Origin of the sequence: Lentzea sp. NBC_00516, from assembly GCF_036346835.1 — a bacterium.
Lineage (GTDB): Bacteria > Actinomycetota > Actinomycetes > Mycobacteriales > Pseudonocardiaceae > Lentzea > Lentzea sokolovensis.
Genome location: NZ_CP107840.1, coordinates 2572033 through 2598871 on the forward strand (window position 1 = coordinate 2572033; position 26839 = coordinate 2598871).

Annotated in this window: 18 protein-coding genes and 1 pseudogene; 6 read left to right on the forward strand and 13 right to left on the reverse strand. The window is 69.4% G+C overall.

Annotated features, from left to right (window positions below):
- The first annotated feature begins 6 nt into the window (after window positions 1–6).
- Entirely contained in the window at window positions 7–324 is a 318-nt protein-coding gene (locus tag OG205_RS11715; protein ID WP_330276236.1) for a hypothetical protein, read from the forward strand.
- Here the strand turns inward: OG205_RS11715 and OG205_RS11720 are convergent.
- The 10 genes from OG205_RS11720 to OG205_RS11765 form a co-directional block, all read right to left on the reverse strand.
- The gene (locus OG205_RS11720) at window positions 311–1564 is read right to left on the reverse strand and encodes a PP2C family protein-serine/threonine phosphatase (RefSeq protein ID WP_330276237.1); all 1254 of its coding nucleotides are present in this window, start codon (window positions 1562–1564) and stop codon (window positions 311–313) included. The two genes, OG205_RS11715 and OG205_RS11720, sit on opposite strands and share 14 nt — an antisense overlap.
- A gap of 71 nt (window positions 1565–1635) precedes the next feature.
- Complete coding sequence (locus OG205_RS11725; protein WP_330276238.1) at window positions 1636–2784, reverse strand: RICIN domain-containing protein; 1149 nt, start codon at window positions 2782–2784, stop codon at window positions 1636–1638.
- A 78-nt stretch (window positions 2785–2862) separates the two neighbouring features.
- Window positions 2863–6168: a discoidin domain-containing protein gene (locus OG205_RS11730; RefSeq protein WP_330276239.1), complete on the reverse strand. Its 3306-nt coding sequence runs from the start codon at window positions 6166–6168 to the stop codon at window positions 2863–2865.
- Between the two features lie 25 nt (window positions 6169–6193).
- Window positions 6194–7624: a glycoside hydrolase family 43 protein gene (locus OG205_RS11735; RefSeq protein WP_330276240.1), complete on the reverse strand. Its 1431-nt coding sequence runs from the start codon at window positions 7622–7624 to the stop codon at window positions 6194–6196.
- 28 nt (window positions 7625–7652) lie between these two features.
- Window positions 7653–10142 (reverse strand): glycoside hydrolase family 127 protein, encoded by a 2490-nt coding sequence (locus tag OG205_RS11740; protein WP_330276241.1) that lies wholly within the window; start codon window positions 10140–10142, stop codon window positions 7653–7655.
- Between the two features lie 95 nt (window positions 10143–10237).
- Entirely contained in the window at window positions 10238–11014 is a 777-nt protein-coding gene (locus tag OG205_RS11745; RefSeq protein ID WP_330276242.1) for a hypothetical protein, read from the reverse strand.
- 97 nt (window positions 11015–11111) lie between these two features.
- The gene (locus OG205_RS11750) at window positions 11112–11921 is read right to left on the reverse strand and encodes a carbohydrate ABC transporter permease (protein WP_330276243.1); all 810 of its coding nucleotides are present in this window, start codon (window positions 11919–11921) and stop codon (window positions 11112–11114) included.
- 14 nt (window positions 11922–11935) lie between these two features.
- A complete protein-coding gene (locus OG205_RS11755) occupies window positions 11936–12883 on the reverse strand; it encodes a carbohydrate ABC transporter permease (protein ID WP_330276244.1) in 948 nt (315 codons plus the stop codon).
- Window positions 12884–12900: 17 nt separating this feature from the next.
- Window positions 12901–14175, reverse strand: a complete 1275-nt coding sequence (locus OG205_RS11760; RefSeq protein ID WP_330276245.1) for an ABC transporter substrate-binding protein — start codon at window positions 14173–14175, stop codon at window positions 12901–12903.
- A 29-nt stretch (window positions 14176–14204) separates the two neighbouring features.
- A complete protein-coding gene (locus OG205_RS11765; protein ID WP_330276246.1) occupies window positions 14205–16109 on the reverse strand; it encodes a glycoside hydrolase family 127 protein in 1905 nt (634 codons plus the stop codon).
- A 227-nt stretch (window positions 16110–16336) separates the two neighbouring features.
- Between OG205_RS11765 and OG205_RS11770 the strand changes: the two genes are divergently transcribed.
- From OG205_RS11770 to OG205_RS11780, 3 genes are all read left to right on the forward strand, one after another.
- The gene (locus OG205_RS11770; protein WP_330276247.1) at window positions 16337–17323 is read left to right on the forward strand and encodes a LacI family DNA-binding transcriptional regulator; all 987 of its coding nucleotides are present in this window, start codon (window positions 16337–16339) and stop codon (window positions 17321–17323) included.
- Between the two features lie 112 nt (window positions 17324–17435).
- Window positions 17436–18803 carry a wax ester/triacylglycerol synthase domain-containing protein gene (locus OG205_RS11775; RefSeq protein WP_330276248.1) on the forward strand — a complete coding sequence of 456 codons (1368 nt, stop codon included), beginning with the start codon at window positions 17436–17438 and terminating at the stop codon, window positions 18801–18803.
- Between the two features lie 101 nt (window positions 18804–18904).
- Window positions 18905–20554, forward strand: coding sequence for a GAF domain-containing protein (locus OG205_RS11780; protein ID WP_330276249.1), 1650 nt, complete (start codon window positions 18905–18907; stop codon window positions 20552–20554).
- Window positions 20555–20728: 174 nt separating this feature from the next.
- Here OG205_RS11780 and OG205_RS11785 read toward each other — a convergent pair.
- Window positions 20729–21400, reverse strand: a pseudogene (locus tag OG205_RS11785) (DUF4389 domain-containing protein); the annotation flags it as partial.
- 178 nt (window positions 21401–21578) lie between these two features.
- Here OG205_RS11785 and OG205_RS11790 point away from each other — a divergent pair.
- Window positions 21579–22724: a serine hydrolase domain-containing protein gene (locus OG205_RS11790; protein WP_330276250.1), complete on the forward strand. Its 1146-nt coding sequence runs from the start codon at window positions 21579–21581 to the stop codon at window positions 22722–22724.
- On the opposite strand, the gene OG205_RS11795 is transcribed toward OG205_RS11790, so the two are convergent.
- Entirely contained in the window at window positions 22721–22921 is a 201-nt protein-coding gene (locus OG205_RS11795; protein ID WP_330276251.1) for a hypothetical protein, read from the reverse strand. The two genes, OG205_RS11790 and OG205_RS11795, sit on opposite strands and share 4 nt — an antisense overlap.
- An 87-nt stretch (window positions 22922–23008) precedes the next feature.
- The gene (locus OG205_RS11800) at window positions 23009–23527 is read right to left on the reverse strand and encodes an RICIN domain-containing protein (RefSeq protein WP_330276252.1); all 519 of its coding nucleotides are present in this window, start codon (window positions 23525–23527) and stop codon (window positions 23009–23011) included.
- A gap of 252 nt (window positions 23528–23779) precedes the next feature.
- On the opposite strand from OG205_RS11800, the gene OG205_RS11805 reads away from it, so the two are divergent.
- The gene (locus OG205_RS11805) at window positions 23780–26788 is read left to right on the forward strand and encodes a substrate-binding domain-containing protein (RefSeq protein WP_330276253.1); all 3009 of its coding nucleotides are present in this window, start codon (window positions 23780–23782) and stop codon (window positions 26786–26788) included.
- Window positions 26789–26839: the final 51 nt, after the last annotated feature.

Here is a 26839-nt window from a genome sequence, read left to right on the forward strand (position 1 = left end):
AGCACCATGACGACCACCCGGCGCGTTCTCACCGGCCTGGCCGCCGCAGGACTTGTCATCTCCGCCCTCGGCGCGGGTTCCGCAAGCGCCGCGACCAAGGGCAAGATCTACATCTCCAACAACTGCGGCAAAGCGGTCTCCACCACGATCCACCGCACCGACGGCTCGACCATCGCGGGCACCGCGGCCGCCCCGGCGGGCAGCTACTTCGGCTACCCGGTCTACCCCGGCAAGTACCAGGTCCGCGTGCCCGCCGGCAAACGCGACGTGACGATCCTCGACCTCGGCAGCAAGGCGCACTCGGTCATCGTCAAGGCTTGCTGACGTTCGCCTGATCGGCCGGACGCAGAGGGCGCGAGGGCGAGGCGGAGTCCGTGTCGGCGCCGTTGTCCGCCTGGCGTTCGGTGCGGCCGAAGCCGTGCCAGTCCAGGCAGAGCACGGTGGCGTCGTCCTGGAGGTGATCGCGGTAGGCGCGCCTCACAGCCCTGGTCGCCGCCCGCACCACCTCCCTGGGGTGCAGTGCTTCGGTGTTGCGCAGCAACTCGGGAAGGTCGACGGCTTCGGCGTCGCGTTCGAACATGCCGTCGGTGAGCAGCATCAGCCGGTCTCCTGGGCGCAGGTTCAGCCGCTGCACCCGGTAGGGGTGCGGCTGGACGCCGAAGAGCAGGTCGACCTTCAGATCGAGCTCGTCCACCACGCCGTCGCGCAGCAGCAGCGGTACCGGGTGACCGGCGTTGACCAGCTCCACTGCTCCGTCGCGCAGGTCCACGCGCACCAGCAGCCCGGTCGCCAGTGCTCCCAGGCGGTGGTTCAGCAGGGCCTGGTTGGCCTGTTCTGCCTGCTCCGCCAGGTCGTCACCGGCCCGGCGGGCCCTGCGCAACGCGCCGACCAGCAGTGTCGCCGTCATCGCCGAGCCCACGTCGTGACCGACGGCATCGGTCATCGACAGGTGCAGGACGTCGCGGTCCAGGGCGTAGTCGTAGGTGTCGCCACCGATGTCGTGGGCCGGCACCAGAGCGCCGGCCACGGTGAACTGGGCAGCCTCGCAGCACGACGCCGTGGGCAGCAGCTGGTGCTGGATCTCCGCTGCCAGGCTCATCGGCGTCGTGCGCCTGCCGGAGTGGTAGAGATCGGTGAAGCGGCGGTCGGTCACTATGACGTAGGCCAACGCGTGCGCGGCCTCTCCCAGCTGCGCCAGCATCTCGTCGTCGAGCGAGGGCACCGTCGCCTCCAGCACCCCGACGCAGTCGCCGCGATTGGTCACCGGCAGCACCACCCGCACCGCGCCACCGTCCGGCCCCTGCCACGGCCGTTGGGTGCGCAGGACCTCCTCGTAGACGCTGTCCCGCAGATCGACGCTCTCCGCGCCGCGCCCGGGAAGATCGCGGGTGGTCGAGGCCAGCCGCACCAGCCGCTCATCGCCGACGTCGATCAGCAGGAACGACACGTCGACGGCCTCGAACCGCTTCGCCAGGTCTCGCGCGACGACCTCGACCGACTCCACCGGCGGTGCGCTCTCGGCCGCCGCCAGCACATCACCCGGTCGCAACACATCGCCATCCACGGCAACCTCCGAGCAGTTGGGACCACCCTAACCGCATCACCCGCAGAGGTTGAACACGACGAAGCTCGCCGTCAGAACAGGAAACCTCCGTACGGACCGTTGAGGATCGCGGTCTTCTGCGCCTGGCTGAAGTGGGTGTTCGGGTAGTCGTAGAACGAGGCCGACATCGGGGTGCCGTCGGTCGACGTGGAATCGGGCAGGCCGAGGGCGTGGCCGAGTTCGTGCACCATGCCGCCGTACCAGCGGTTCATCGGCCCTCCGATGCCGGCGGCGCCGTCCGCGTCGTGCTGGCAGAGGATCACCCAGCCGTTGCCGCCTCCGCCGCCCGCACCCGGTCCCTCGGCGCTGATCTCTCCCACGAGGAGCCAGCGGCTGTCCGGGGAACGCAGGCCCTTCTTGCGCATCAGCTCGTTCTGCATGTTGAACACCGACCACCAGTACCGGTCGGGACCGTTGGGCGTGTTCTCGTACCAGCTCTTGACGTGGTCGCCGACGACCACCTCGACGATCTGGGGGTTGAGGACGAACGTCCTGCCCAGTTCCTGGCGGTAGTACTTCTGCGCCTCGATCATGACCTTCCCGATGCCGTCGGGGTAACGCTGGTCGAACGGCACGTCGGACGGCCTGAGCCACAGCACCCGCACGGTCTTCGACGGCGGGTCGCCCGTGGGTGGACCGGAGGAGAACCCGGGAATCCGCCACACCCGGCTCGTCATCGAGCCGCACGGTAGTTGCACCAGGCCGGTGCCGGTCGCCGTGCCGTCCCCGCTGGGCGCGACGCACTTGCCGGAACCGGCCGCCACCATGGCGAAGGTGTTGGCGACCCCGCTGATGGTCACCGCCTGCAGGCGGAACCGCTGGTTGGCGTCCGAGTGGCAGACGTACTGGATCACCAGGGCGTTGTCCGCTCCGGATGCGCCCGAAATGTCCGCGCAACTGCCCGCGGTCGAGGTCCCGATGGCGTACGTGTCCGTGGTGCCCGCGACAGGGCTGAACGTGAAGTTCTGGTTGGCGTTGGAGTCACACGATCGCTGGGTCAGCTGCGCCACGCCCGTGGGCGCGGTCGCGCAGTTGCCGTTGCCCTGGTTGACAAGGGTGCTGGAGAAGGCCGCCGCGGCAGCCAGTGCCGTACCGGTGTTGAGGAACGGCACGGATGCGACGGCGAACAGGAGTGCCGCCACGAGCAGCAGGGGAAAGGTCTTGAACGTGGTTCGGGTCATCGGTTCTCACGTCCTCGGTCGATCACGTGGGGTGGTCCGCTGAGCGGGCGGCGACCGCCCAGCGGATCCTGATGCCGGTCAGCCGAAGGCCTTCACCTCCAGCACGCCGACCGAGTTCGCGCCGCTCTGCAGCACCGCCCGCAGCCGGGTGGTGCTGACCGCGGAGAAGGTGACCTGGTTGTACTGGTCGATCGTGGCCGGGTAACCGCTCGCTCCCGGCACGTCCGCGTAGGCGGTGCCGGTCCAGTACTGGAGCTTCCACGACGCCGGCAGGCGCACTCCCCCGTTGTCGTCGAAGAAGTAGACCTGTGCGGACTTCACGGTCTGCGCCGTCGTCCAGGTCAGTTCGCCCCACTGCTCCCCGGTGTTGGGCCACGTTCCCCACCGCGGGTTGACCGTGTCGTTGGAGGACGGCGGATCGATCCCGTCGTTCAAGGCGGTCACGCTCTCCCACGCCGAGGTGTAGGACGCCGAAGGTGTCGCGGTCAACGCCAGATTCGTCGTCGGTCCAGGAACCGGATCGGTTCCACCGCCACGGTTGTAGACCTTCACCTCGGTCAGCGCGGTCTTGAAACCCGAGGCGTGGGTCATCTGCACCCGTATCCGCTGCGCGCCCACCGGGGTGAAGTGGACGACGTTGTAGTTGGCCTTCGGGGTACCGGGCGATCTCGACTGGGCGGCGGCGTCGACCCACGCTCCGCCGTTCCAGTACTGGACGTTGTACGAAGCTGGGGCCCGGTAACGGTTGCCCGCGCGGTCGTCGCGGAAGTACAGCCGCACCTCGTCGACCGTGCGGGACTGCCGGAGGTCCAGCTCGTAGGAATCCGTGCCGTTGGGCGAGCCGGAACTCCCCCAGACGGGATCGTTGATCGGGAACCCGTCCACCGCCGCCCCGGTCGAAGTGCCCGAGGCCGTGTACGACGCGGTCACGCCCGCGCCCTGGGCCAGGTTGGGCGTCGTCGACGTCAGGTCGGCGCCCGCCTTGGCGAACACGTCGACGATGCGACTGCTGTTCTGCACGACGTTCTGCGGCGCCTGCGCCCCGGAGATCGCCGTGCTGTAGTTGACCACACCGGCTCCGGACGGGAACGTGACCGAGCCCGTGGCCGGGTTGTAGAGCACCTTGGTGAGGCGGTCGACGGTGAAGGCCCGCGTTCCGTTGAGGTACACGGAATACCCCTGGGGAACGCCCGCGTAGCGGGTGATGCCGTCGGCGGGGTCGTCCCACACGACGCTGAGATCCATGTTGCGCCAACGCAGATTGTTCACCGCGAACTGCGACCATCCGATGTTGATCGGTGACAGCTCGACCTGGGCGTCGTTGCGCGGACGCAGACCGGCGACGTCCTCGATGACGGTCCAGTTGCTGCTGCCGAGGATGTTGTGGTGGATCCACGACCGGTAGTCGATGGTGCGGGAGCCCGCGTTCCAGTCCGCCCAGAACTCGTTGGCGTCGGGCCACTGCGTGTTGCCGCCGACGTACTGGGACCAGGCGTTCCAGTAGAGGAGCTTCTTGTAGTCCTCATTGGACATCCACTGGTTCTGGTAGTTGCGCAGCACCGAGGAGTACAAGCGGAACTGCACCGTGGAGTTGATCGTGGAGAAGTTGTTGCTGCCGGGGAAGCCCGCCGCCGCTGCCGCCGCCTTGTCGCGCTGGTTCGCGGTGTAGAACGGGAAGACCGGGTACTCGGCCGGGTCGTCGAACAGCCGCAGGGCCTCGCGGTACTGCTCGGTGTTGGGCATCAGGCCCACCGAGTACGGGTAGTAGTTGTTGATCTCCTTCCACGGCACGTGGGTGTTGGTGGCGACGTGCTTGTGCTCCAGCAGCCTCCGGCCGGGGTTCCACAGCGTGGTGATCACGCCGTTGCGGATGCGGTCGGCCAGTGCCTGCATCTCGGTCGCCTTGGCGGTGTTGCCGACGGTCGCGTAGGCCTGCTGCGCGGCCATCGCGCCGCTCCAGACGTACGCGGTCTCGGCGCGGTCGAGCTTGCCCGCACGCCAGTCGAAGGAGACCGCGTCCGCGTCGTTTCCGGTCAGGGCGCCCCAGTCGTACTCGATGACGCCGTTGTTGTTGGAGTCGTAGTAGGACAGCTGACCTTTGGCGTCGCCCTCGGCGTACCTGGCCAGGGTGCCGGCGATCACGGGCTGGCCGCCGTGGACCTGGTAGCTGCGCCACGCGGCCTCGGAGATGTACTGGGTGTAGGAGTTGGACCAGTTCTCCGGGTCGCCGGGGTTGTCCATGAACCGGCCGCCCCTGGACGTCTGGCCCGCCGACAGCCACGGGCCGTAGGAGTAGACCGGGTCGCGCAGGTACTTCAGGTCGTCGATGTGCATCGGCTGCGTAAGCGCGATCGCGTTGTTGTAGCCCGTGACGCCCTCGATCGACACCGGGAACTGGTAGTCCTGGCCGGGGATGTCGACGTCGAGGTAGTTGTACCGCATCAGCCACCAGCGGTAGTAGATGTTCTTCTTGATGGCCGGGTCGGGCACGTCGATGTAGGGGATGTTGTCGGCCCACCAACGGTTGTAGGCCCGCACGTGGGTCGCGAACGCGGTCGCGGGTGTGTAGCCGCGGTAGGTGTTGTACTCCGTCGCCGACTCGGGGATCTCGTCGGTGAGGAACCCCATCACGACCTTGGTCGTCGCGGTCTGCCCCGCGGCGACGGTGATCGAACGGTCCAGCCCGCCGCCCGCGACGGCGAACCCGTCACCGGACAGGCGTGGGCGGATGGTGGTCAGGTTGTTCTTCACGAGCCTGCTGCCGGTCAGTTCGGAGCCGGAGGCGGTGGTCGCGTAGGGCGAGGTCGCCCGCAGTTGCAGCGTGGAGGACGCGCTGCCGTTGTTGGTGATCGTCAGGTTCGTGACGGCGACGTTGTTGTGGGTGATGAACTTCGCCATGTCGACCCGCAGCGATCCACTGGTGAACACGCCCTTCCAGTGGCTGGGCGTCTGGAGGCGGCCGCTGACCTGCTCGGCGAACGTCCCCGGTGAGATCGTGACGGCGTAGGCGTTCTGGCTGCTGATGTTGTCCCAATAGGCCGCGTTCCCGCCGAAGCCGATGACGCCGGGGTTGTGGGTGTTCATGTACAGGCCGCGGCCGCGGGTCATCAGCCACGTGCCCGCCGGGTCGTTGCCGGGCCGGGCGAGCAGCCGGTCCATCCAGAAGTCGGTTCCGGCGCTTTCCGCGTCGTAGATGGCTTTCATGGTGCTGCCGGTGCTGTAGCCGACCGGGGCGGCGGGGATGGCCGGCCCGGAGAACGTGGGGTAGCCGATGGTCTGGGCCGCGTGTGCGGTCGTCGTGGCGACCGTGACGCCCGCCAGGACGAGGATCGCGGCAGGCAGCACCGTCCACCTCGACCGCTTGGCGCGTCTGATGAGGATCATGTCGTACACCTCCGAGAGTGAGCGGTCAGGCCTGGAACGCTTGCCATTCCAGGACTCCGGTGGAGTGCTCCGGCGCGGAGGTGATGCTCAGCCTCAGCCGGGTGGTGCTGACGGCGGTGAACGTGGTGGTGTTGAAGGTGTTGCCCGCGACCCCGCAGGCCGACTGGCCGGGCACCGGCACGTAGGCGCTGCCGTTCCAGTACTGGACCTGGCAGGAGGCGGGCAGGTCGATGCCCTGGCCGTCGTCGAACCAGTAGGTGGCGACCTTGTTGATCGACCGGCTGGACGGCCACGTGTACTCGACCCACTGCGTGCCCCGCTCAGGCCAGTTGCCGTACGCGAGGTTGCCCCGGTCCGCCGAGTTCGCGGGCACGCCACCGTTGTTGATCGCCGCCAGGTTCTCCCACGCCGACACGAACGAGGTGGACCGGGTCGCCGACGGCCCGATGTTGGTGCCCGGCCCCGTTCCCGTGCCGGGGTTGGGTGGTGGCCCGGCGGCGGTCTGGGTGACCCGTTGCATCGTGCCGTCGGCGTTGAAGTTCAGCAGGTCGACCGCGACGGACCGGCGGAAGTTGCCGCCGCCGGGCGCGTTGGCGTTGTGGTAGACCATGTACCACTGCCCGTTGAACTGGACGACGCCCGCGTGGTTGGTGGTCGAGGAGACCTGGCCGAGCACGACGCCGCGGTGCGTCCACGGCCCGAGAGGGCTGGTCGCGGTGGCGTACCGCTGGCACGCGTAGCTCGAGGACGTCACGCAGCCGTTGGTGTCGTTGGCGGCGTAGATCATGTAGTAGAGGCCGTTGCGCTTGAACATCCACGGCGCTTCCCAGTAGTCCGTCAACCCTGCGGGCGTGACGACCGGGCCGTCCAGCTCGATCATGTTCGGCTTGAGCTTCGCCGCGCGGACACCCCAGTAGCCGCCCCAGTACAGGTAGGCCTGGCCGTCGTCGTCGGTGAACACCGTGGGATCGATGTTGAGGCCCGACGAGTTCGGGGTGCTGTCGCTGACCAGCGGCCCGCCCTTGGCGTCGGTGAACGGCCCGAGTGGACTGTCGCCGACGGCCACGCCGATGTCCATCCACCCGGCGCCGTTGCCGTTGACCGAGGTGTACCAGTAGTACTTGCCGTTGCGGGGTTCCACTTCGCTGGCCCACGCGTCGGCGCCGGCCCACTTGAACGTGCCGATGTTGGCTTTGGCGCCGTGGTCGGTCCACGTGGCGGCGTCGGTCGAGGAAAGCACCCGCCACTCGCGCATGAGGAAGTTGTTGCCTCCCGAGGCTGCTTCGTCGCGGCCCGCGTAGATGTACATGGTGTTGCCGACGACGAGTGGCGCCGGGTCCGCGGTGTAGTAGGAGGTGACGATCGGGTTCGACGCGTGTGCGGAAGGCGTGACGAGCGCACTGGTCACGAGTGCGATCGCGGCGCCCAGCCTCACCGCCCTGTGCCGGAACGGCATGACTTCTCCTTCAGGGGTGCGGGACGGGCTACTGGCCGGTCGCGTGCATGTCCGCGATCTCGGTCGCGGACAGGGCGCGGCTGTACACGCGGACGCCGTCCACCGCGCCGTCGAGGTAGGGGTCGCCCGCGTACTGCGAGCGCCCGATCCAGTTCTGACCCGTGCCACCGAGTGCCGCCGGGCGCACCGTCATCGCGGAGTTGCGCGCGACCTCGGCGCCGTTCACGTGCAGTACGCCCAGATCCCCCTGCTGCGTCACGGCGACGTGCGTCCACACCCCGGCCGGCAGCGGGGACGGAGCGTTGATCTGCTGCTCCCCCGCAGCGCCGGTGGCGGTGATGGCGAACCTGGCGCCACCGGCGGAACTGCGCGGGGTGAGGAACAGGTACGCGCCGGTGCCCGCGCCGAAGTCGAACACCCGCGCCCACGTGGTGACCACGTCGAGCTTCACCCACGCCGTCACGCTGAACGCGGTCGCGCCCGCCAGCAGCCCGGACGGGAGCACCACGTGCGCGCCGGAACCCGTGAGATCGACAGCGCCCCCGGAACGCCCGGTGGTCCACCCGGCGCCGCCTGCCAGGGTGGCTGTGCGGCCGTTGCCCGTGGCGTCCACGGCGGTGGTGCCCGATCCCGCGTCGAAGGGGTAGTGCGCCACGAACGGCGGCAGTTGCGGTGCGTCGCCGACGTTCCAGTAGACGGTGTACCGCTGGCCGTGCATCCGGTGGAAAGGCGAGAGCGTGACCGGGCCGGTGCTCGCGGTCGCCGTGTACTGCAACGGGGTCTGGGTCGCCCGGAGCGTCGACGCCTGCAGGGTGGGCATCGTCGTGAGGTTGGTGGTGCCGTAGGCGCCCGCGAGCACGATCGGACCGTGCTTCACCGCCTGCACGGCCGGGTTGTCGGGGGTGCTCTCCCTGGTGAGGGTCATCGGCAGGGTCAGGTCGACGACGTCCCCGCTCGCCCACGTCCGGTTGATCCGCGCGTAGGTGCCGGGCGTGGTGGCGGGTTGTGCCGCGCCGTTGACGCGGAGCTGGGCTCCCGTTGCCCACGAAGGGATGCGGACGCGCAGGTCGATCGCGCCCGAGCCGGTGATGGTCAGCTTCGTGGAGGCGGTGTCGGGGAACGTGGTGTCCTGCCGGACGGTGATGCCGCGGCCCGGCCAGGTCAGCACCGACGGGATGAAGAGGTTGACGTGGAGGATGGTGCCGGACTGGAAGTAGATGCTGTCGGCGTGCTTGGTGTTGGTCTCCATCCCGGTGCCGTGGCAGCAGGTGAAGTCGTTGTAGTCGTTGCTGTACGTGCGGATGCCGCCCGGCCGAAGCGGCACGTAGTAGCTGTGGTGCCCGTGCTCGGAGTTCGGGTTCTGGCCGCCGAGCAGGTGGTTGTACAGCGCCTTCTCGTGGAAGTCGAAGAGGTCCGCGCGGCCGGGATCGATGCGGAAGAGCTGCCGGGTCAGCTTGAGCATGTTGTAGGAGTTGCAGCACTCGCAGGTGCTGTCCGACAGCTCCGACGCGATCCTGCCTGGGGCCTTGAAGTACTCGCCGTTGGAGTTGCCCCCGATGGCGTAGGTGTGTCCGCCCGTGACGATGGTCCAGAAGTTCGCGGCGATGTCGCGGTATCGGGTGGTGCCGGTGGCGTGGTACTCGCGGATGGCCCCGATCGCCTTGGGGATCTGGGTGTTGGCGTGGTACCCGTTGAGCGCGTCGGTGTTCGCCGCGAGCGGGTCGAAGATCTCGGCGTGGTCGAAGTACTGGGCGCTCGTCAGGTGCGCGGGGTCGCCGGTGACCTGGTACAGGTTGGCCAGGACCTCGTTCATGCCGCCGAACTCCGTCTGCAGCATGGCCTGGCGGCGGGCGTAGGTCAGGGCGCTGTTGCGGGTCCGCACCCAGCCCGCCATGCGGGTGAGCACGGTGAGAGCCTGGGCGTTGCCTGCGAGCAGGTGGACGTCCAGCAGGCCGGCCATGATCTTGTGCAACGTGTAGTAGGGCGCCCACACCGGTTCACGTGCCTCCACGCGGGCGATGAAGCTCTCGGGGAACGCGGACAGGTAGCCGGAGGTGAAACCCGCGATCTGGGCCCGGTCCTGGCAGGTGGCGAGCTGGGTGACCAGGTAGTTGGCCTTGGTGGAGAACGCCGTGTCGCCGCTGCTCGCGTAGGCCTGCGCCAATGCGGTGAGCACGTGGCCGGTGGAGTGCCCGCGCAGTTCGGTGGTGGGTGACTCCCATCCTCCACAAGGGACGGCCGTAGAGGACAGTCCGACGTTGAGCCGGAAGGTGCGCAACAGCCGGTCGGAGTCGAGGAACTTCAGGTAGGCGTGGGTACGGGCGGCGCTGGTCTGGAACGGGCCCGCGAGGAGGGTCACCGCGCCGAGCGGGAAGGGCTCCGCCGACACGCCGGCGTCCGGACGGGCCGCGGCGCCGGAAGCCACGGCAGGAACGGCGGGGAACGTGCCCGCGGCCGTTGCGGCGGCGAGCACCCCGGCCCGCAGGACGGAACGACGGCTGGGGGTGGGCAGGGACATGCGCGTCACCTTTCAGGGGGATGACACGAAAACGGGCAGGGCGAGGCCACCGTCCCGTGACGCGGCAGGGATCACGGGACGGTCGCGCGGGTGGATCAGAGGCCGTAGCGGTTCTTCAGGTGGCGCCACCAGTCGCGCAGCATCCACCTGTCGAACTCGGTGATGGTGGCGGAACTGCCCGCCCTCATGATGAAGTTGCTGACACCGGACGGCGTCCAGTCGTAGAAGTCGTCCAGTCCGAACGTGTGGCCGACCTCGTGCAGGAAGATCGTCACGCTGTCGGCGTTGAGGTTGTTCAGGAAGTACTCGCTGCCCATCCGCTGGCCCCAGTCACCTCCCGCTCCGCCGCCCATCCCGGCGGTCAGCCACAGCGACTGGTCGTAGTGCCGGGCCACTCCGCCGGGGCAGTTGCGGTACTGGCCGTCGCGGACGAAGAACCGGCCGCACGGCTCGGCGCACTGCGGCGCGTTCTCCCGGATGTTGTTGACGTAGATGTCGACCGAGTTGTCCGTCCACTGCAGCTGCGCGCGGTCGCGCACCGCCCAGCCGACGACCTTGATCGGCACGGTGGCGTAGGGCCAGTTGTTGTGGCCCGCCATGACGTCCATCCACTTCTTGTACTGGCGGGCGAGCTGGGCGTGGATCTGGTCGCGCTGGGCGGCGGTGACCCTGGCGGGCGAGTCCCACCGCACGCAGAAGTTCAGGTAGCCGCCGTTGGCGAAGACCTGGTCCCAGCCGTAGTTGCGGAAGCCGTAGAGGTTGCCGTAGGTGCTTTCCTGGTGCGACCACACCTGGTTGAGCGGGGTGACCAGGTTCGCGGGCGGGTTCCAGGTGTCCGCCGCCGTGATCGGGGCGGGACCGGCCTGGGCCACCCCCGCACCACTCGCGACGAGGGCCCCGGCGAGGCAGGCGAGGAGAAGGTTTCTGCACAGTCGTATCACCGTCGATACTCCTTGCAATAGCAGGGATTCAGCCTTTCAGTGCACCGGAGGTGAACCCGCGCACGTAGCTGCGCTGCATGAAGGCGAACAGCACTAGGCAGGGCACGGCCATGAAGACGACGCCCGCTTCCAGGGCGGCGTAGTCGATGGAGCCGTGACTCGCGGTGCGCAGGTTGACCACGGCGAGCGTGGTGGTGAACTTGTCGGTCGAGTTGAGCAGGATCAGCGGTGCGAAGAACTCGCTCCACGACGTCAGGAACGCGAAGAGCCCCACCGTGATGAGTCCCGGCCGGACGGCGGGCAGCATGATCCGCACCAGCGTGCCGAAGGAGGTGCAGCCGTCGACCCGCGCGGCCTCCTCCAGCTCCAGCGGGACGGCCTCGAAGGAGTTGCGCATCATGAAGATCGAGAACGGCAGCTGGAACATGATCAGCACCAGGCTCAGCCCGATCAGCGAGTCCTCCAGCCCAAGCCAGCCCAGCAGCACGTACAGCGCGATCAGGATCGTCGCGTACGGGACCATCAGGATCGCAAGGGTGAGCAGGAACAACGCGTCACGGCCGGGAAACCGGAACCGGCCGAACGCGTAGCCGCCCAGCGTCGCGACGAACAACGTGCCCCCGACGGTCAACGCGCTGACCGCGAGGCTGTTGAGGACGTGGTAGGGCCGGATGCCGTTGTCGGAGGTGAAGAGCCGGTCGTAGTTCTCCAGCCCGAACCCGGTGTCCGTGCGCACCGACGCCCACCCGCTCCACAGCAGTGGGAACAGGAACAGAATCGCGAGTGCCGCGCCGGTGACGTAGTAGCCCCACCGCGAGGCGGTGCTGGATCCGGGCATGGCTTCGATGCCTCTCACTCGGAGCGACGGCGCAGCACGCCGAACTGGACTGCGTTGAACACGAGGAGCACGGCCAGCAGCACCACCGAGATGCCCGCGGCCGAACCGAGGTCGAGGCGGATGAACGCCTCCCTGTAAATGACCATCACCAACGACGTGGTGCTGTTGTCCGGGCCACCGCGGGTGAGGATCCAGAACTGGTCGAACGCGAGCAGCGACCCGGTCGACATCAGCGTGAGGACCAGGGCGATCGTCGGCCGCATCAACGGCAGGGTGATCCGCCGGAACGTCTGCCAGCGCGACGCCCCGTCGATGCGCGCGGCCTCGTAGACGTCCACCGGGATGGCCTGAAGACCGGTCAGCAGGATCAGCATGTTGAACCCCGCGAACCGCCACAGCACCAGCACGACCGCCGAGCCGAGCGCGGACCCCGCGCTGCCGCTGGTCCACGAGACGTAGCCGTCGACGAGGCCGAGCCGGGACAGCAGGTCGTTGACCGGGCCGATCTCGTCGCTGAGCAGGCCGAGGAAGAGCAGCGACGCGCTGGCGAAGCCGACGGCCATCGGCAGGAAGAACGCCGCCCGCAGGAAGCCGACGCCAGGCCGGCGGTGCTGGACCAGCAGGGCCAGGCCGAACGCGACGACGAACAGCAGCACGGTCATGATGGCGGTGTACTTGAGGGTGAACCAGGCCGCCGACACGACCAGTTCGTTGTCGGCGATGCCCGCGTAGTTGTCCGGCGCGTTGAGCGTCGGCTTGCCCAGCAACGGCCAGCGGTGCAACGACATCCAGCCGACGAGCCCGAGCGGCACCAGGAAGAACAGGCCCACCATCACCGCTGTCGGCGCGGCGTACGCGACGCCGGCCAGTGCGCGCCGCCGCCTGCCGCTGTTCGGACGGCGGGCCGTGCGAGGTGCAGACCGGTGCTCCGGCTCCACCCGCTCCCGCGGAGGTGACGTCATTGTCACGGCCATGGGTCTCAGCCCTGCTGAAGCGACTTGGTGATGGCGGAGTTGCCTTCGCTGAGCGCCTTGTCCGCGTCGCCGAACAGCGCACCCCGGACGGTCCTGAGCCACGGGCTCTGCGCGTCGTTGAAGGAGGCGTTGAAGTTCTGCGCGTATGGCGTCCTTCCCTTGGACACCAGGCTGTTGATGGTCACGAGCCGTGAATCGACCGAGGAGTACTTGTTGGACGCCAGGTCGGTGCGGGTGGGTACGCCCTTGCTCTTCGCGACGACCTCGACCTGCGCCTCGTCCGACATCGTCCAGGCCAGGAAGTCCCACGCCTGCGCGGCTTTCCCGCTCGTGGCGCCGATGCCGATCGTGTCTCCGCCGACGAACGTCGACTCACCGCCGGTGATCCCGGTGATCGGTGCGACCCCGACCTTCACGCCCTTGGCCTCCATCGCCCCGAGCCAGACCGACGGACCGGGAGCGATGCCGACCTTCCCGCCCTGCAGCGCACCAAGCCAGGTCGGCCCCGCCTCGTCCTTCGAGGCCGGTGCCGCCACCCCGTCCTCGTACAGCGAGCGGTAGAGCGCGAACACCTCGGCCATCTCGGTCGAGTCGACCTTCGCCTGCCTGCCGTCCGCGTCGAGCACCTCGCCACCGGCCGCCCACACCGACGGCCACAGGGTGAACTCGACGCAGCCGCCGCAGTTGCCGCCGAAGTACGTGCCGCTGACCTCGCCGCCGAGTTGGTCGATCTTCCGCGCGTGGTCGGCGAACTCCCGCAGCGTGGCCGGCGGCTTCTCCGGGTCGAGGCCCGCCTTCGCGTACAGGTCCTTGTCGTAGAGCATCACCGACATGTCGATGGTGTGCGGCACCGCGAAGTTGCGTCCGTCCCAGGTGGCCGCCTTCACGTGCGAGGGCGCCACGCTGTCCTTGGCGGGGAAGGCCGCGAACCGCTCCGTCACGTCGGTCCACAGGCCCTGGGAGGCGTACTGGGCGGCGAACACCACGTCGGCGGCGAACAGGTCCGGCAGGGCTTTCGCGCCCGCGGCGGAGGCGAGTTTCGCCGGGTACTCCTCGTTCGGATACGCGGTCACCTCGACCTTGTTGCGGTGCGTCGCGTTGTAGGCGTCGGCCATGGCCTTCGACACCGACTCGGTCGCGGCGCGGGTCCACAGGGTCAGGGTCGCCCCGTCGTCGGCGCTCGCGGCGGTGGAGTCCGTCGCGGTGCCGTTGCCGCAGGCCGTCACGGCAAGCAGGCCTGCCGTCACGACGGCGGCCAGTCGAAGACCTCTCAGGTTCACCGGTGTCTCCTCTTGCGTTGGCGGGTGAGTCAGGTGGTCGGCAGCCACACACGCATGGTCGACGGACCTCTGCGGGCCCAGCGGTGGTAGGGCACGAGGCGCAGCAACGCCGTGTCGGTGCTCAACGCCGGTTCGGCCGCCCCGTACGGCCACGGTGCCTCGGCGGGGACGTCGATCCACGCGCGCACCACGACTTCCCCGTCGGCGTCGGCGGGCTGGGCGGTGACCTCGACTCGCAGGGCGTCGAGGTCACCGCTCTCGCCGCCGACCGACTCCGCACAGAAGACGATCGGCCCCCGTTCAACGGCGACGCAGCCCCGCACCGCGTCGATGCGCGGGTCGGGACGGGTGAAGCGGGGCCGCATCGGCAGTTCGAGGCGGATCTCCTCCCCTGCCGTGAAGTCGCGGCGCACCACCAGGTCACCGGCCGGGACGGTGCGTCGTCCGTCCGCCGTCACGAGCACCGCGCCGTCTGCCCATTGCGGCACCCGCAGGGTCAACGGCCACGACCCGCCGTCGGTCCGGGTGATCCGCACGGTCACGGCGCCGTCGGCCGGGTAGTCCGTGCGCATCGTCAGCGCCACCCGGCGGCCGTCGGTGAGCGCCGTGTCGATCTCGGCGTCGGCGTACTGGTGCACGCGCAGGCCGTCGTCGTCGGCCGTGACCAGGTAGGTCGACAGGCTCGCCAGGAGGCGGGCGATGTTGGGCAGGCAGCAGGACACCTCGAACCACGGGGCCCTGGGCCCGCCGCCGAAGCCGAGCTGCTCCTCGTCGCCGGGCAGCGTCGCGGTGGGAACGCGCTGGTGCAACGTGTTGGCGTAGAAGAAGGAGCGGCCGTCGTCGCCGATGGCCGTGGCGACGACGTTGTAGAGGACGCGTTCGATGAAGTCGCCGTAGCGTCCCTCGCCGGTCGCCAGCAGGAGTCGCCAGGCGAGCATGATCGCGGCCACCCCGGCGCAGGTCTCGGAGTAGGCGCGGTCGGCGGGCAGGACGAAGTCGTCGCCGAACGCCTCGTCCTCGTGCCGCGAGCCCATCCCGCCGGTCAGGTAGGTGCGCCGGGCGAGGGTGCGGTCGAACTGCTCGGCGACGGCGGCCAGCAGTTCGTCGTCGCCGTTCTCGACCGCGACGTCGACGGCGCCGCACGCCAGGTACAGCGACCGCACCGAGTGTCCACGCAGGACGGTCGCGGTCAGCACGGGGACGTCGTCGTTGGAGTAGACCCAGCCGAAGTGGTGCGGCGGCAGGGTCCGGTGACCGCGCCGCTCGAGGAAGAGCGCGGCCTGGTCGAGGTAGCGCCTTTCACCGGTCAGCCGCGCCAGTTCCACCAGCGCGACCTCGATCTCCGGGTGCCCGCACAGTCCCCACACCCCGTCCGGCCCGAACGTCCGGCACACGTGGTCGGCGGCGCGGCGGGCGATGTCGAGCAGCGGAGCCGCGACGCCGGTCCTCGCGGCCGCCACGGCCGCCTGGAGCAGGTGGCCGGTGCAGTACAGCTCGTGCCCGGACGCCAGGTCGCTGTAGCGGGGCCGCTGGCCCTCGCGGCCGAACGCCGTGTGGAGGTAGCCGTCAGGTGACTGCGCCGCGGCGATGGCGGCGGTCAGCTCCTCGATGTCGGAGACCCTGTCGCGGTCGCCGGTGCGGGCGACCTCCCAGGCCATGGCCTCGACCAGCTTGTAGACCTCCGAGTCGGAGAACTCCCGCCCCCGCCGGTCGGGCGATCCGATCCCACCGGTGGTGAAGTTGCCGATCCACCCGAGCCTGTCCATCCACGACCGGGCGTGGGGCAGGGTGGCGTCGCCGTTGACCTGCTGGCGCGCGGCCCAGAAACCTCCGGTGATCCGCACCTCGCCGAGCCCCAGCGGGCGCAGGGCCCCGCGGGACGGCACGACCGGGCGACCACCGACGAGTTCGGCGTTCCGCGACGTCACAGTCATCCGGATCCTCCAACAACCTCGCGCTGGGACCGCTCCCAACCGTCCTGCTGGAGTCACGATGGCGACCGAAATCGTTTTCGGCAATCTGCCATTCGTGTCACAGGAATGTCACCCGCCGCGCTCTCTACACAGCTGCGACGCGTGACTACAGTCGAATCAGCAGTCGAAACCCGTTCGAAAGGCTTTCGGTGACCAAGAGACGATCCGACGTTGTGACCCTCGGCGACGTGGCCAAGCTGGCAGGCGTCTCGATCTCCACCGCCTCCAAGGCGCTCAACGCACGCGCCGAGGTCGCCCCGGCCACCCGCGAGCGCGTGCTGCGTTCGGCGGCCGAACTCTCGTTCCAGCCCAACGCGCTCGCCAAGGGGCTGATCTCCGGACGGACCCGCACCATCGGACTGCTCACCGACGAACTCGCCGGACGGTTCTCCATCCCGATCCTGCTCGGCGCGGAGAACGCGCTGGCGAACGAGCAGATGTCGGTGCTGCTCTGCGACGCCCGCGGCGACGCCATCCGCCGCCAGCACTACATCCGCACCCTGCTCGCCCGTCAGGTCGACGGGTTCATCATCCTCGGCGACAGCAACGACATCCGCCCCTCGCTCACCCGTGACATCCCGGTGCCGGTCGTCTACGTCTACTGCGAGTCCACCGACCCCGGCGACTTCTCGATTCTGGCCGATGACGAGGGCGGCGCACGACTGGCCGCCGCACACCTGGTGTCGTTGCGGCGCAAGCACATCGCCCACATCACGGGACCCGAGTCCTACCGGGCCGCGCGCGACCGGGTCACCGGGCTGACCGACGTGCTGACCGAACACGGCCTCACCCTCGCGGGCGGCGCACCGCTGTACGGCGAGTGGTCCCAGCGCTGGGGCAGACAGGCCGCCCGGATGCTCCTGGCCGGCAGCCCGGAGGTCGACGCGATCTTCTGCGGCAACGACCAGATCGCGACCGGCGTGGCCGACACGCTCACCGACCTCGGCCGGACCATCCCCGACGACGTCGCCGTGGTCGGCTACGACAACTGGGAGATCTTCGCCGCGGACTGCAGACTCCCGCTGACCACGGTCGACCTCAACCTGGAGCAGCTGGGCACGACGGCGGCCACCCACCTGTTCGCCGCACTGGACGGGCAGACCCGCTCCGGCGTGATCCGCCAGCCGTGCAGGCTCGTCGTCCGCGAGTCCACCGCGCCACTCCCCTCCCGGTGAGCTGACCAACGCCCGCTCTTCCGGGACCGGCTGTCGCACAGGGCGTGACGTCCCTGCCGGGCCGGGACCAATGCCCGCGTCCGCCCCGGCGGTCCCTGCGAACACTCGGGGTATGACGCACGAGAGAGAGCACGATCATGTCCGCTGCGAGGCTGTCGAGCGCGCGAGCAGCAACGACGTGATGGAGCTCGTGTGCGACTCCACCGGCACGTCGATGCAGGTGGCAGCCGTCCTGGTGCTGGAGACCCCGTCACCTGCCGACATCGCCGCCGTGCGGGCGGCGATCGCGGAGCGCATCACGGCGGTGCCCCGGCTCCGGCAGCGATTGGTGAGAACCCCGTTCGGACAGGGCAGGCCGGTGTGGATCGACGACCCTTCCTTCGCCATCGCCGACCACGTGAGCGCGGTCGGCTGCCCGGCACCCGGCGATGAACAGGCGCTGCTCGACGTCGTCGCCGACAGGCTCACCAGGCGGCTGCCACCGGACAGTCCTCTCTGGTCGGCCACCCTGGTCACCGGCCTCGCGGACGCCCGCAGTGCCGTCGTGGTCGTGTTCCACCACGTCCTCGCGGACGGGATCGGCGGGCTCGCCGTTCTCACCCACCTGGTCGACGGGGTCCCGATCCTGCCCCGCCAAGGGTTTCCACGGGCAGCGCCGCGACGCCGGGATCTGCTGGTCGACGTGTGGCGTTCCCGTGCACGAGCGGTCCGCCGGCTGCCGGCCGCGGCAGGTCGTCTCCGTGCCGCCGCGGCCGAACTCGGTGGCGGTGCGCATCCGCCGCGTTGCTCGCTCAACCGTCCCACCGGCACTGGCCGGGTCCTCGCGGTGGCTCGCGCGGATCTCAGCGCCGTGCGCGCCGCAGCCCACGCACAGGGCGGCACGATCAACGACGTCGTGGTCACCGCGGTGTCCGGTGCCCTCGGGGCGGTGCTGGCCGGCCGCGGTGAGCCCGTAGACCGGCTGGTGATCTCGGTGCCGGTATCGGCCCGGCAGCACGCCACGACCGAACTCGGCAATCAGGTCGGGGTCATCCCAGTCGAGGTCCCCACGGGCGGTGATCCGGTCCGGCGGCTCGCCGCCGTCGCCAGGATCACCCGGCAACGCAGGACCGGGGCGCCCGGCTCGTCGGCGGTGGTGATCGCGCCGGTGTTCCGGGCCTTGGCCAAGATCGGCGTGTACGGGTGGTTCGTCGACCGGCAGCGGCTGGTCAACACCTTCGTGAGCAACCTGCGCGGTCCCGAGCACCGCCTGTCGTTCCTCGGTGCGCCGGTCGTCGACGTGATCGCGGTGTCGGGGATCTCCGGCAACGTGACCGTCGCCTTCGTGGCGCTGTCCTACGCGGGAACGCTGAACATCACCGCCATCGCCGATCCAGAGCGCTGTCCGGACCTGGAGGTGCTTGCCGAGGGGTTGCGGCGAGAACTCCGGGTGTTGAGCGGCGCCGCCGAAGCCGTATCGCTTCCGAGGCGTTCGGCGTAGGTTCGGCTTGTAGCCGGGAAGTCTCCCGGCTTCATCGGGTGTTGTCTCGTTGGCCCGGACCCCGCTGACGCGCGCGCAAACGTCGACGGGACGTGGACGCCATGTCGCACACCTTCGGTACCACCGGTGCACACGACCTGCCCCGGGGCGATTTCCGTCTGCCGTTCGCCGGTCTACCACGCGTGGAGCTGGACGAGCTGCTCGGCGAGCTGTCCGCACGGGCGCAGGACGTGCGCGCGACCCAGAGCCGGCTGCGGCGCCTGCTGCACACCCACGCGGTCGTCGCCGGCGAACTGAACCTGCACGCGGTCCTGCAGCACATCGTGACCGCCGCACGGGAGCTCGTCGAAGCCCGGTACGCCGCGCTGGGGGTGATCGGCGAGCACGGCGAGCTCGACGAGTTCGTCCACGTCGGCGTGGACGAGGACACGGTCGAGGGGATCGGAGAGCTTCCGCACGGCCGCGGGATCCTGGGCCTGCTGGTCACTCACCCGGTCCCGGTGCGGCTGGCGGACCTGACCACGCATCCGGCCGATGCCGGATTCCCGCCGCGTCACCCGGACTTGGACAGCTTCCTCGGCGTGCCGATCCGGATCCGTGACCGCGTCTTCGGCAACCTCTACCTCACCGGCAGCGCCAACGGGCGGTTCAGCACCGAGGACGAACAGCTCGCCGTCGCGCTGGCCGCGAGCGCCGGCATCGCGATCGACAACGTCCGGCTCCATCAGGAGTCCGAACAACGTCATCGATGGCTGACCGCCTCGGCCGCGATGAGCCGGCAGCTGTTCGCCCAGCAGGACGAGTGTCCACTCGACATGGTGCTGAAGGCCGCACAGCGGGCCGCGGACGCCGACTTCGCGGTCCTGGCGTTGCTCACCGCACCGGCACAGCTGCGGATCGAGGCGACCAGCGGAGTCCTGACCGACGAGATGCTCACGGGCATGGACACCACCGCGGCCGCGCGGGTCGCCTGCTCCGGCGTGCCCGCACTGGTCGCGCTCCCCGCGGGTCCCGAGGCCCTCGACGCGCCGGCTCGGATCGGGTCGGTCATCGTGGTGCCGTTGCCGGCGGGCGATCAGACCATGGGAACGCTCAGCGTGGGCAGGCTGACCGGACGACGGTCGTTCACCGACGCGGACATGCACCACCTCGCCGGCTTCGGCGGCCACGCGGCGGTCGCGATGGAACTAGGCCGTGTCCACGCCGACCAGCAGGTCCAGCGCATCACCGACGACCACGACCGGATAGGCCTCGCGCTCAACAACCACGTGATCCAACGGCTCTTCGCCGTCAGCCTCGGGCTGCAAGGACTCCTCGCGGCGAACAGGGCCCCCGAGTTCCAGAGTCGCGTCAACGGGTACGTCGACATTCTCGACACCACGATCAGCCACATCCGCGCCGACGTCTACGACGTCGACGTCACGCCCGGCCGTCACATGCTCAGCCTGCAGAACCAGGTCCTCACCGCCGTCGACGACCACACGACCTCGGCCGGCTTCCCGGCGACGGTCACCTTCAAGGGGCAGCTCGGCCGCGCCATCCCCAGCACGCTCGCCGACGACGTGGTCGCCGCGGTCAGGGACGCGCTCACCACGATCGCCGGCCACACCGATGCCACCCGCGCCGAACTCCGCGTCGACATGGCCGACGACCTGATCGCCGTCGAATGCGTCGACGGCCACGCGCACAGCAACACCTGGACGGTCCGCATCCCCTCCGACAGCCGGCTCGTGCCGGACAAGGAACGCTGACCGCGCCAGAACATCCACAATGGACACAGGGCGTCCGCTCGACTGCGTCCGGCCTCTGGCGACCAGGCCGGACGCAGTCACCCCCGACTTCTATCGCGAGACGTGGTTCTCATGCCGTATTCGCCTTCAGCCGACGGTCTCGGGCTCGCGGGCGTGTGACGTCTTCAGATCGTCGGGCGTGATCGCGGGGCCTGGCTCGTCGCCGCCCGCGTCGAAGCGGAACGGCGGGTAGTCGTCGGTCATCAGTGCGGCATAGGCCGCCACGCGCAGCGCCCAGCGGTTCATGCCGAGCGTGAAGTCGAAGAGCCCCAACGGATAGCGGCCGGTGAACAGCAGTGCGACGCCTGCGATGAGCACCGTCAGACCGATGAGCCCGCCGCCGGAGAAGCGGCCCGACTCGTTCATGGCGTAACTGCCGCCGCCGGCGAACACGCCGACGATCAGGTAGTGCGGAATCGCGAGCAGCCACCACTTCACCAGGACCAGACCACGCGAAAGATGTTCCGGGTAAGCGATGTCGAGGGTCGCCGGGTAGTCCGGCTCGGCGCCGAGGCTGAACGGCGGATAGCGGTCCGTGGCCAGCGCGCCGTAGCTGTAACAGGTGACGCGCCACGTCCAGCGCAGCACACCGAGGTTGAAGTCGAACAACGCTCGCGGATAGCGACCTGTGAACAGGATGGCGAAGAACGCCACCACACTCACCAACACGAATCCCAGCCACAGGAACGCGAGCACCAGGTAGTGCGGGATCGCGAGGAACCACTTCACCAGCCACAGCCAGCGGCTCAGACCGGAGTCCAGCCGCGCGTGCACGTGCACCGGATATCCGGCGGTAGCGGTAGTCATCATTGCCTCCTGGCATCAACCCTCACGCGCGCGGGCGGGCACCGTCAGTACCCGGCGACCCTGTCCCGGTGGGCACAAGTGCCCTGTCGATGGGGCCAGCCCCACCATTGGTTCTGAGGCTGGTTGCATTGCCGCACCCCTGGCCGGACAACAGGATTGATCAATGACAATCAAGCCGTTGACAATCCGTCGCGTCGTGGGGGCCATCGCCGTAGGCGCGTCGGTCGCAGCGTTGTCCGCACCCGCCGCCGCCGCGCATGGCCCGATCACCGATGCCGCGGCCGTCAAGGCCCAACTCGACCTGATCACCAGCACCGACCGGATTCCCGGGGCGCTGGCCGAGGTCCGCGATCGGCGTGGCAGGTCGGTCACGATCACGTCCGGTACGGCCGAGTTGGGCACGGACCGGGCGATGGTCGATGGCGACGGCCGCTTTCGGATCGCCAGCGTCACCAAGCCGTTCACCGCTGTCGCCGTGCTGCAACTGGTTGCCCGGCAACAGGTTCGGCTCGACGCGCCGGTCGAGACCTACCTGCCCGGGGTGGTGCGGGGCACCGGTGAGGGAAGCGAGATCGACGGCCGCGACATCAAGGTGCGCCAACTGTTGCAGCACACCAGCGGGCTGCCGGACTACGTCACGTTCGCGAACCCCGCCGAGCGGGACCAGCCGGTCGAGGCGGCGGAGCTGGTCCGAATCGCCTTGTCCCACAAGCCGGACTTCGATCCCGGCGAGGGCTGGAAGTACTCCAACACCGGCTACGTTCTCGCCGGCATGATCGTGGAACGGTTGACGCACAAGGACATTGGCACGGCAGTGACCGATCTGGTGATCCGGCCCGCGCACCTGCGCAACACGTACTGGCCACCGGCCGGGGAGCGGCGGATCCGTGGCCCGCACGCTCGCAACTACACCGTGGACAACGCCGATCCGGCCGGACCGCTGGTCGACGTCACCGAGTTCGAGCCTTCCTGGGCGGGCGCGTCCGGTGCGATGGTGTCGACGCCGTCGGACCTCAACCGGTTCTGGCAGAAGTTGCTCGGTGGCCAGTTGCTGCCAGGCTGGGCACTGGCCCAGATGCACACCGTCGTGCCGGCGCCGGGACTGGGAAAAGGTGTGGAGTACGGCCTCGGTGTGATCCGACTGCCTCTGTCGTGCGGCGGCCACATCTGGGTCCACGGGGGTGACCTGGCCGGCGGCGGTGTCGCGAACATCAGCGGTCAGGACGATTCCGGCCGTGCGGCGACTGTCTACATCACGGCGCTGACCGGCGGCGCGGGCGTCGACCACATGCGCCGCACCATGGACGTCGCCCTCTGCTCCTAGCACTGTGCGTGCTGGTCACACTCCCAGCTCGTCCTTCTCCCCCAGCCGACGCAACGCGTCGGCGAGCCGCTGCCTGCGGACGCGTTCAGGAAGTCGTTGAACAGCACACCCGTCCAGATCAGCGTGATCACGCCGGCGGCCAGGTAGAACGGACCTGCCCAGCGCGGCAGCCCAGCGCGTTTCGCCTTTCCCCGCACGCCGCCAAGCCTAGTGAGGCTGATCATCTCCCGCTGCCCGGACGAGGCCGGCCGCGACGGCCACAGGTCGCCGCGGCCGGTCCGCTGTCAGACGGGGAAGACGCCGTACGACTGCGCGGCGGTGCCGTTGCAGACCCAGATCTGCAACGCGGCGCCCTCAGTGGACAACCCTCCCGGCACGTCGAGGCAGTGGCTGCTCGTGCCGGCGACCCGCGACTTGAGGGTCACGAAGTCGGGCAGGTTCCTGCTCGCCTGGAACCGCTGGTTGCTGATGTTCGCACAGGACCACTGGACGACCGGCGTCCCGTTGTTGTTCAAGCCCAGCGCGTCCATGCACTTCAGGGTGACCGCGTTGCGGATCTGGACGACGTGGTTGTTGCGATCGATGAAGTCCCAGCGCTGAAACGCACTGCCGTTGCAGGTGACCTGGACGATCGGCACGCCGTCCGCCGTCGACTCGCCCTGCGGCGCCAGGCACTTGCCGCTGACGGCGCTCCGGACGGTCACGTCGAAGTGGTCGTCGGCCATGGCCGGAGCGGCGGTGCCGAGCAGACCCACCACGGCGGCGGTCATGGCGAGCGCTGTGGTGGCGATCCGTTTTCTCATCTGAGCAACCTCCCCTGAGCTCAGGCGCCGAACCCGGGCCGCCTGAGGTGGAACACGATGGGTCGTCACGCACGATGGCAAGGCCCGTCGACAACCCGTCGACAGTGCGCCGACAACGGCCGGACCTTGGATCCTCAGGGAGGTGGAGCACGTGGCGGCAAGCGGCTGGCTGTGACGGGGTGTCAGGTATTCCACACCGCGCGTATCATCTGACGCTGGCTTCGACACACGACGAGCCAGGTGTGAGGTTTCGTGGGAAACGGCGCGACGGTGCGGCGCACCATCGGCATGATCACGGCAGGCCCGCTCATCGAGCTCGCCGGCGAGCAGTGGCAGGGCGTCAGCGACGGCGCGGCCGCCGGTGGCTGCGACCTCGTCTGCTTCGCCGGCACCGAGCTGGCACACCCGGACCGCCACAAACGGCAGGCCAACGCGGTCTACGACCTCATCGCGCCCGGCCGGATCGACGGGCTCGTCATCTGGACGACGCGGATCAGCCAGCAGATCGGTGAGGCCGCGATGCGCGACTTCGCCGACCGCTACGCGCCCATCCCGATCGTCAGCGTCGAGGCGCACCTGGCGGACTGGCCGACCGTGCTGATGGACAACCGCGCCGGCATGGACCAGGCGGTCAGCCACCTGATCGAGGTGCACGGCCATCGGCGGATCGGCTTCGTGCGCGGTCCGCTGGCACATGTCGGCGCGCAGGACCGCTACCAGGGCTATGTGGACGCGCTCGTCCGCCACGGCCTGCCGGTCGACCCGGCGCTCGTGACCACGCCGGCCCCGTCCTGGGATCCCGCCGCCGCGGCGGACGCGGTCGCCCGGCTGCTGGACGAGGCGGCGGAACCGCCGGACGCCTTCGCGGCGGCCAACGACGAGTTCGCGCTGGGCGTGGTGACCGCGGTGCAGGAGGCGGGCCTGCGCACGCCGGAGGACGTGGCGGTCGTCGGGTACGACAACCACACGTGCATCCGCTCGAACGATCTCGGCTACCAGGCGTCCGCGCTGCCGGCTTCGGGCAGCGTGCACCGCCGGGTGAACATCGACGCGGGGACGCCAGGGCTGACCACGGTGCGCGCTCCGTTCTACGAGATGGGGCGCAGGGCCGCCGAACTCGCGTGTGCGTTGGTTCGGGGTGAACCCGCGCCCGCACTGGAGATCGTTCCCACCGAGCTCGTCGTCCGCCGCTCGTGCGGCTGCATCCCTTCCGGCAACGGAGTCTCCGCACCCGCGCACGGTGAGCTCGCCGTACCGGAGCACGACACCGCAGAGGCGGTCGCCGCGAACCTGCGCCAGGGGCTCGGTCCGAAGTCGGCCGTGCTGCCGGACGGCTGGGCCGAACACCTGATCCGCCTGTTCCTGGACGCCGGACGGCCAGAGGGCTTCCTCGGTGTGTTCGCGGAGTACCTGCGCGACAGCGCCCGCGCCGGATGCGCGGCGCAGTCGTGGTGGGCACCGTTGTTCTACCTGCGCCGGTTCGCTCTCGCGCGCGGCGCCGACGAGGGCGCGATCGAGGACCTGTGGCTGCGGGTGCAGCTGATGGTGTCCGACGTGGTCGAGCGGGAGAGGACGTTCGAGTACCTCCTGCACGAACGGCAGGACCAGACCGTGCGCGAGGCGGGCCAGCGGCTGATCGTCTCGCGGGACGTCGCCGAGCTCACCGACGCGCTGGTGGCCGAACTGCCCAGGATGGGGATTCCCGGCTGTCACGTGATGACGTTCGAGTCGACCCGTGAGCTGGCGCGTCCCCTGATGTCGTACGAGAACGGCGAACTCCGGCCGGAACGCACGGCGCTGACGTTCCGGTCCACACAGCTCACGCCCCACCGGATCGACCGGCCGGCGCCGGGCAACTTCGTGGCCGCCGCGCTCTTCGGGCTCGAGGAGCAGCTGGGGTTCGCGGTGTTCGAGGTGGGCGCGATGCCGGGCTGGGTCTACGAGGCGATCCAGCAGCAGCTCAGCAGTGCGTTGCGCGGCATCAGGATGCTCGAGCGGGAACGGCAGGCTCTCACCGAGGCCGAAGAGGCGCGGCGATCGCTGGAGCTGGCCCACGCCGAGCTCGAGGACCGGGTGCGGGAGCGCACCGCGGCACTGGTCGACGAGATCGCCGAGCGCGAGCGGCTGGAGGCACAGCTGCGGCACGCGCAGAAGATGGAGGCGATCGGCCGCCTCACCGGTGGCATCGCACACGACTTCAACAACATCCTGACCGTCATCAACGGCAACAGCGAGGCGTTCCTCCGGCGCTGTTCGCCGGAGGACCCGCGGCGTCCGGAGATCGAGGACATCCGGCACGCCGGTGAGCGCGCGGCGAACCTGACGCACCAGCTGCTCGCCTTCACCCGCCAGCAGGTGCTGAACCCCGAACTGGTGGACCTCAACGCGACGATCACCAAGGTGCGGGCCATGCTGGCGACCCTGATCGGTGAGGACGTGGAGCTGGCGCTGGACCTGCCCGCGCACGTGTCGCCGGTCTGGGCGGACGCGGGCCAGGTCGAGCAGATCCTGTTCAACCTGGCCGCGAACGCCCGTGACGCGATGCCCGGCGGCGGCGTGCTCGGCATCGGCACGCACGACGTGGTGCTCGACGCCTGCCACCCCGGCCGCATCGTCGGCGTGCACCCCGGCGACTACGTGGTGCTCAGCGTGAGCGACACCGGCACCGGCATGGACGAGTCGGTCCAAACACAGATCTTCGAGCCGTACTTCACCACGAAACCCGTGGGCAAGGGCACCGGCCTCGGCCTGGCCACGGTGTTCGGCATCGTGCAGCAGAGCGACGGCCAGATCGACCTGACGAGCTCGCCCGGCGCGGGCACGACGGTCTCCGTGTACCTGCCCCGTGCGCAGGCACCCGCCGCACCACTCCCCCGCGCGACCTCCCGGACGTCACCCCTCCAGGGTTCGGAAACCATCCTGCTGGTGGAGGACGACAGCCAGGTGCGCGCCGTGGCACGCCACTCGCTGGAACGGTCCGGGTACGCGGTGCTCGAGGCCCGCAACGGCCTGCATGCGCTGAAGCTCGTCGACACCCACGACGACATCGACCTCATCGTGACCGATGTCGTGATGCCGAAGATGGGCGGACCCGAGCTCGCGGCCACGGTGCGGCGGATCCAGCCTGATCTGCCCGTGCTGTACGTGTCCGGCTGCACGACCGCGGACGAGCTGGACGACACGGCGGTTCTGCTCGCCAAGCCGTACGCGGAGACCGAGCTGCTGGACGTGGTCCGCAGGCTGCTCGACCAAGCAGTCTGATCACGCCCTTTCAGCGGGACGCTGATTTGCCCGGCATCGAACGCCGGCTCA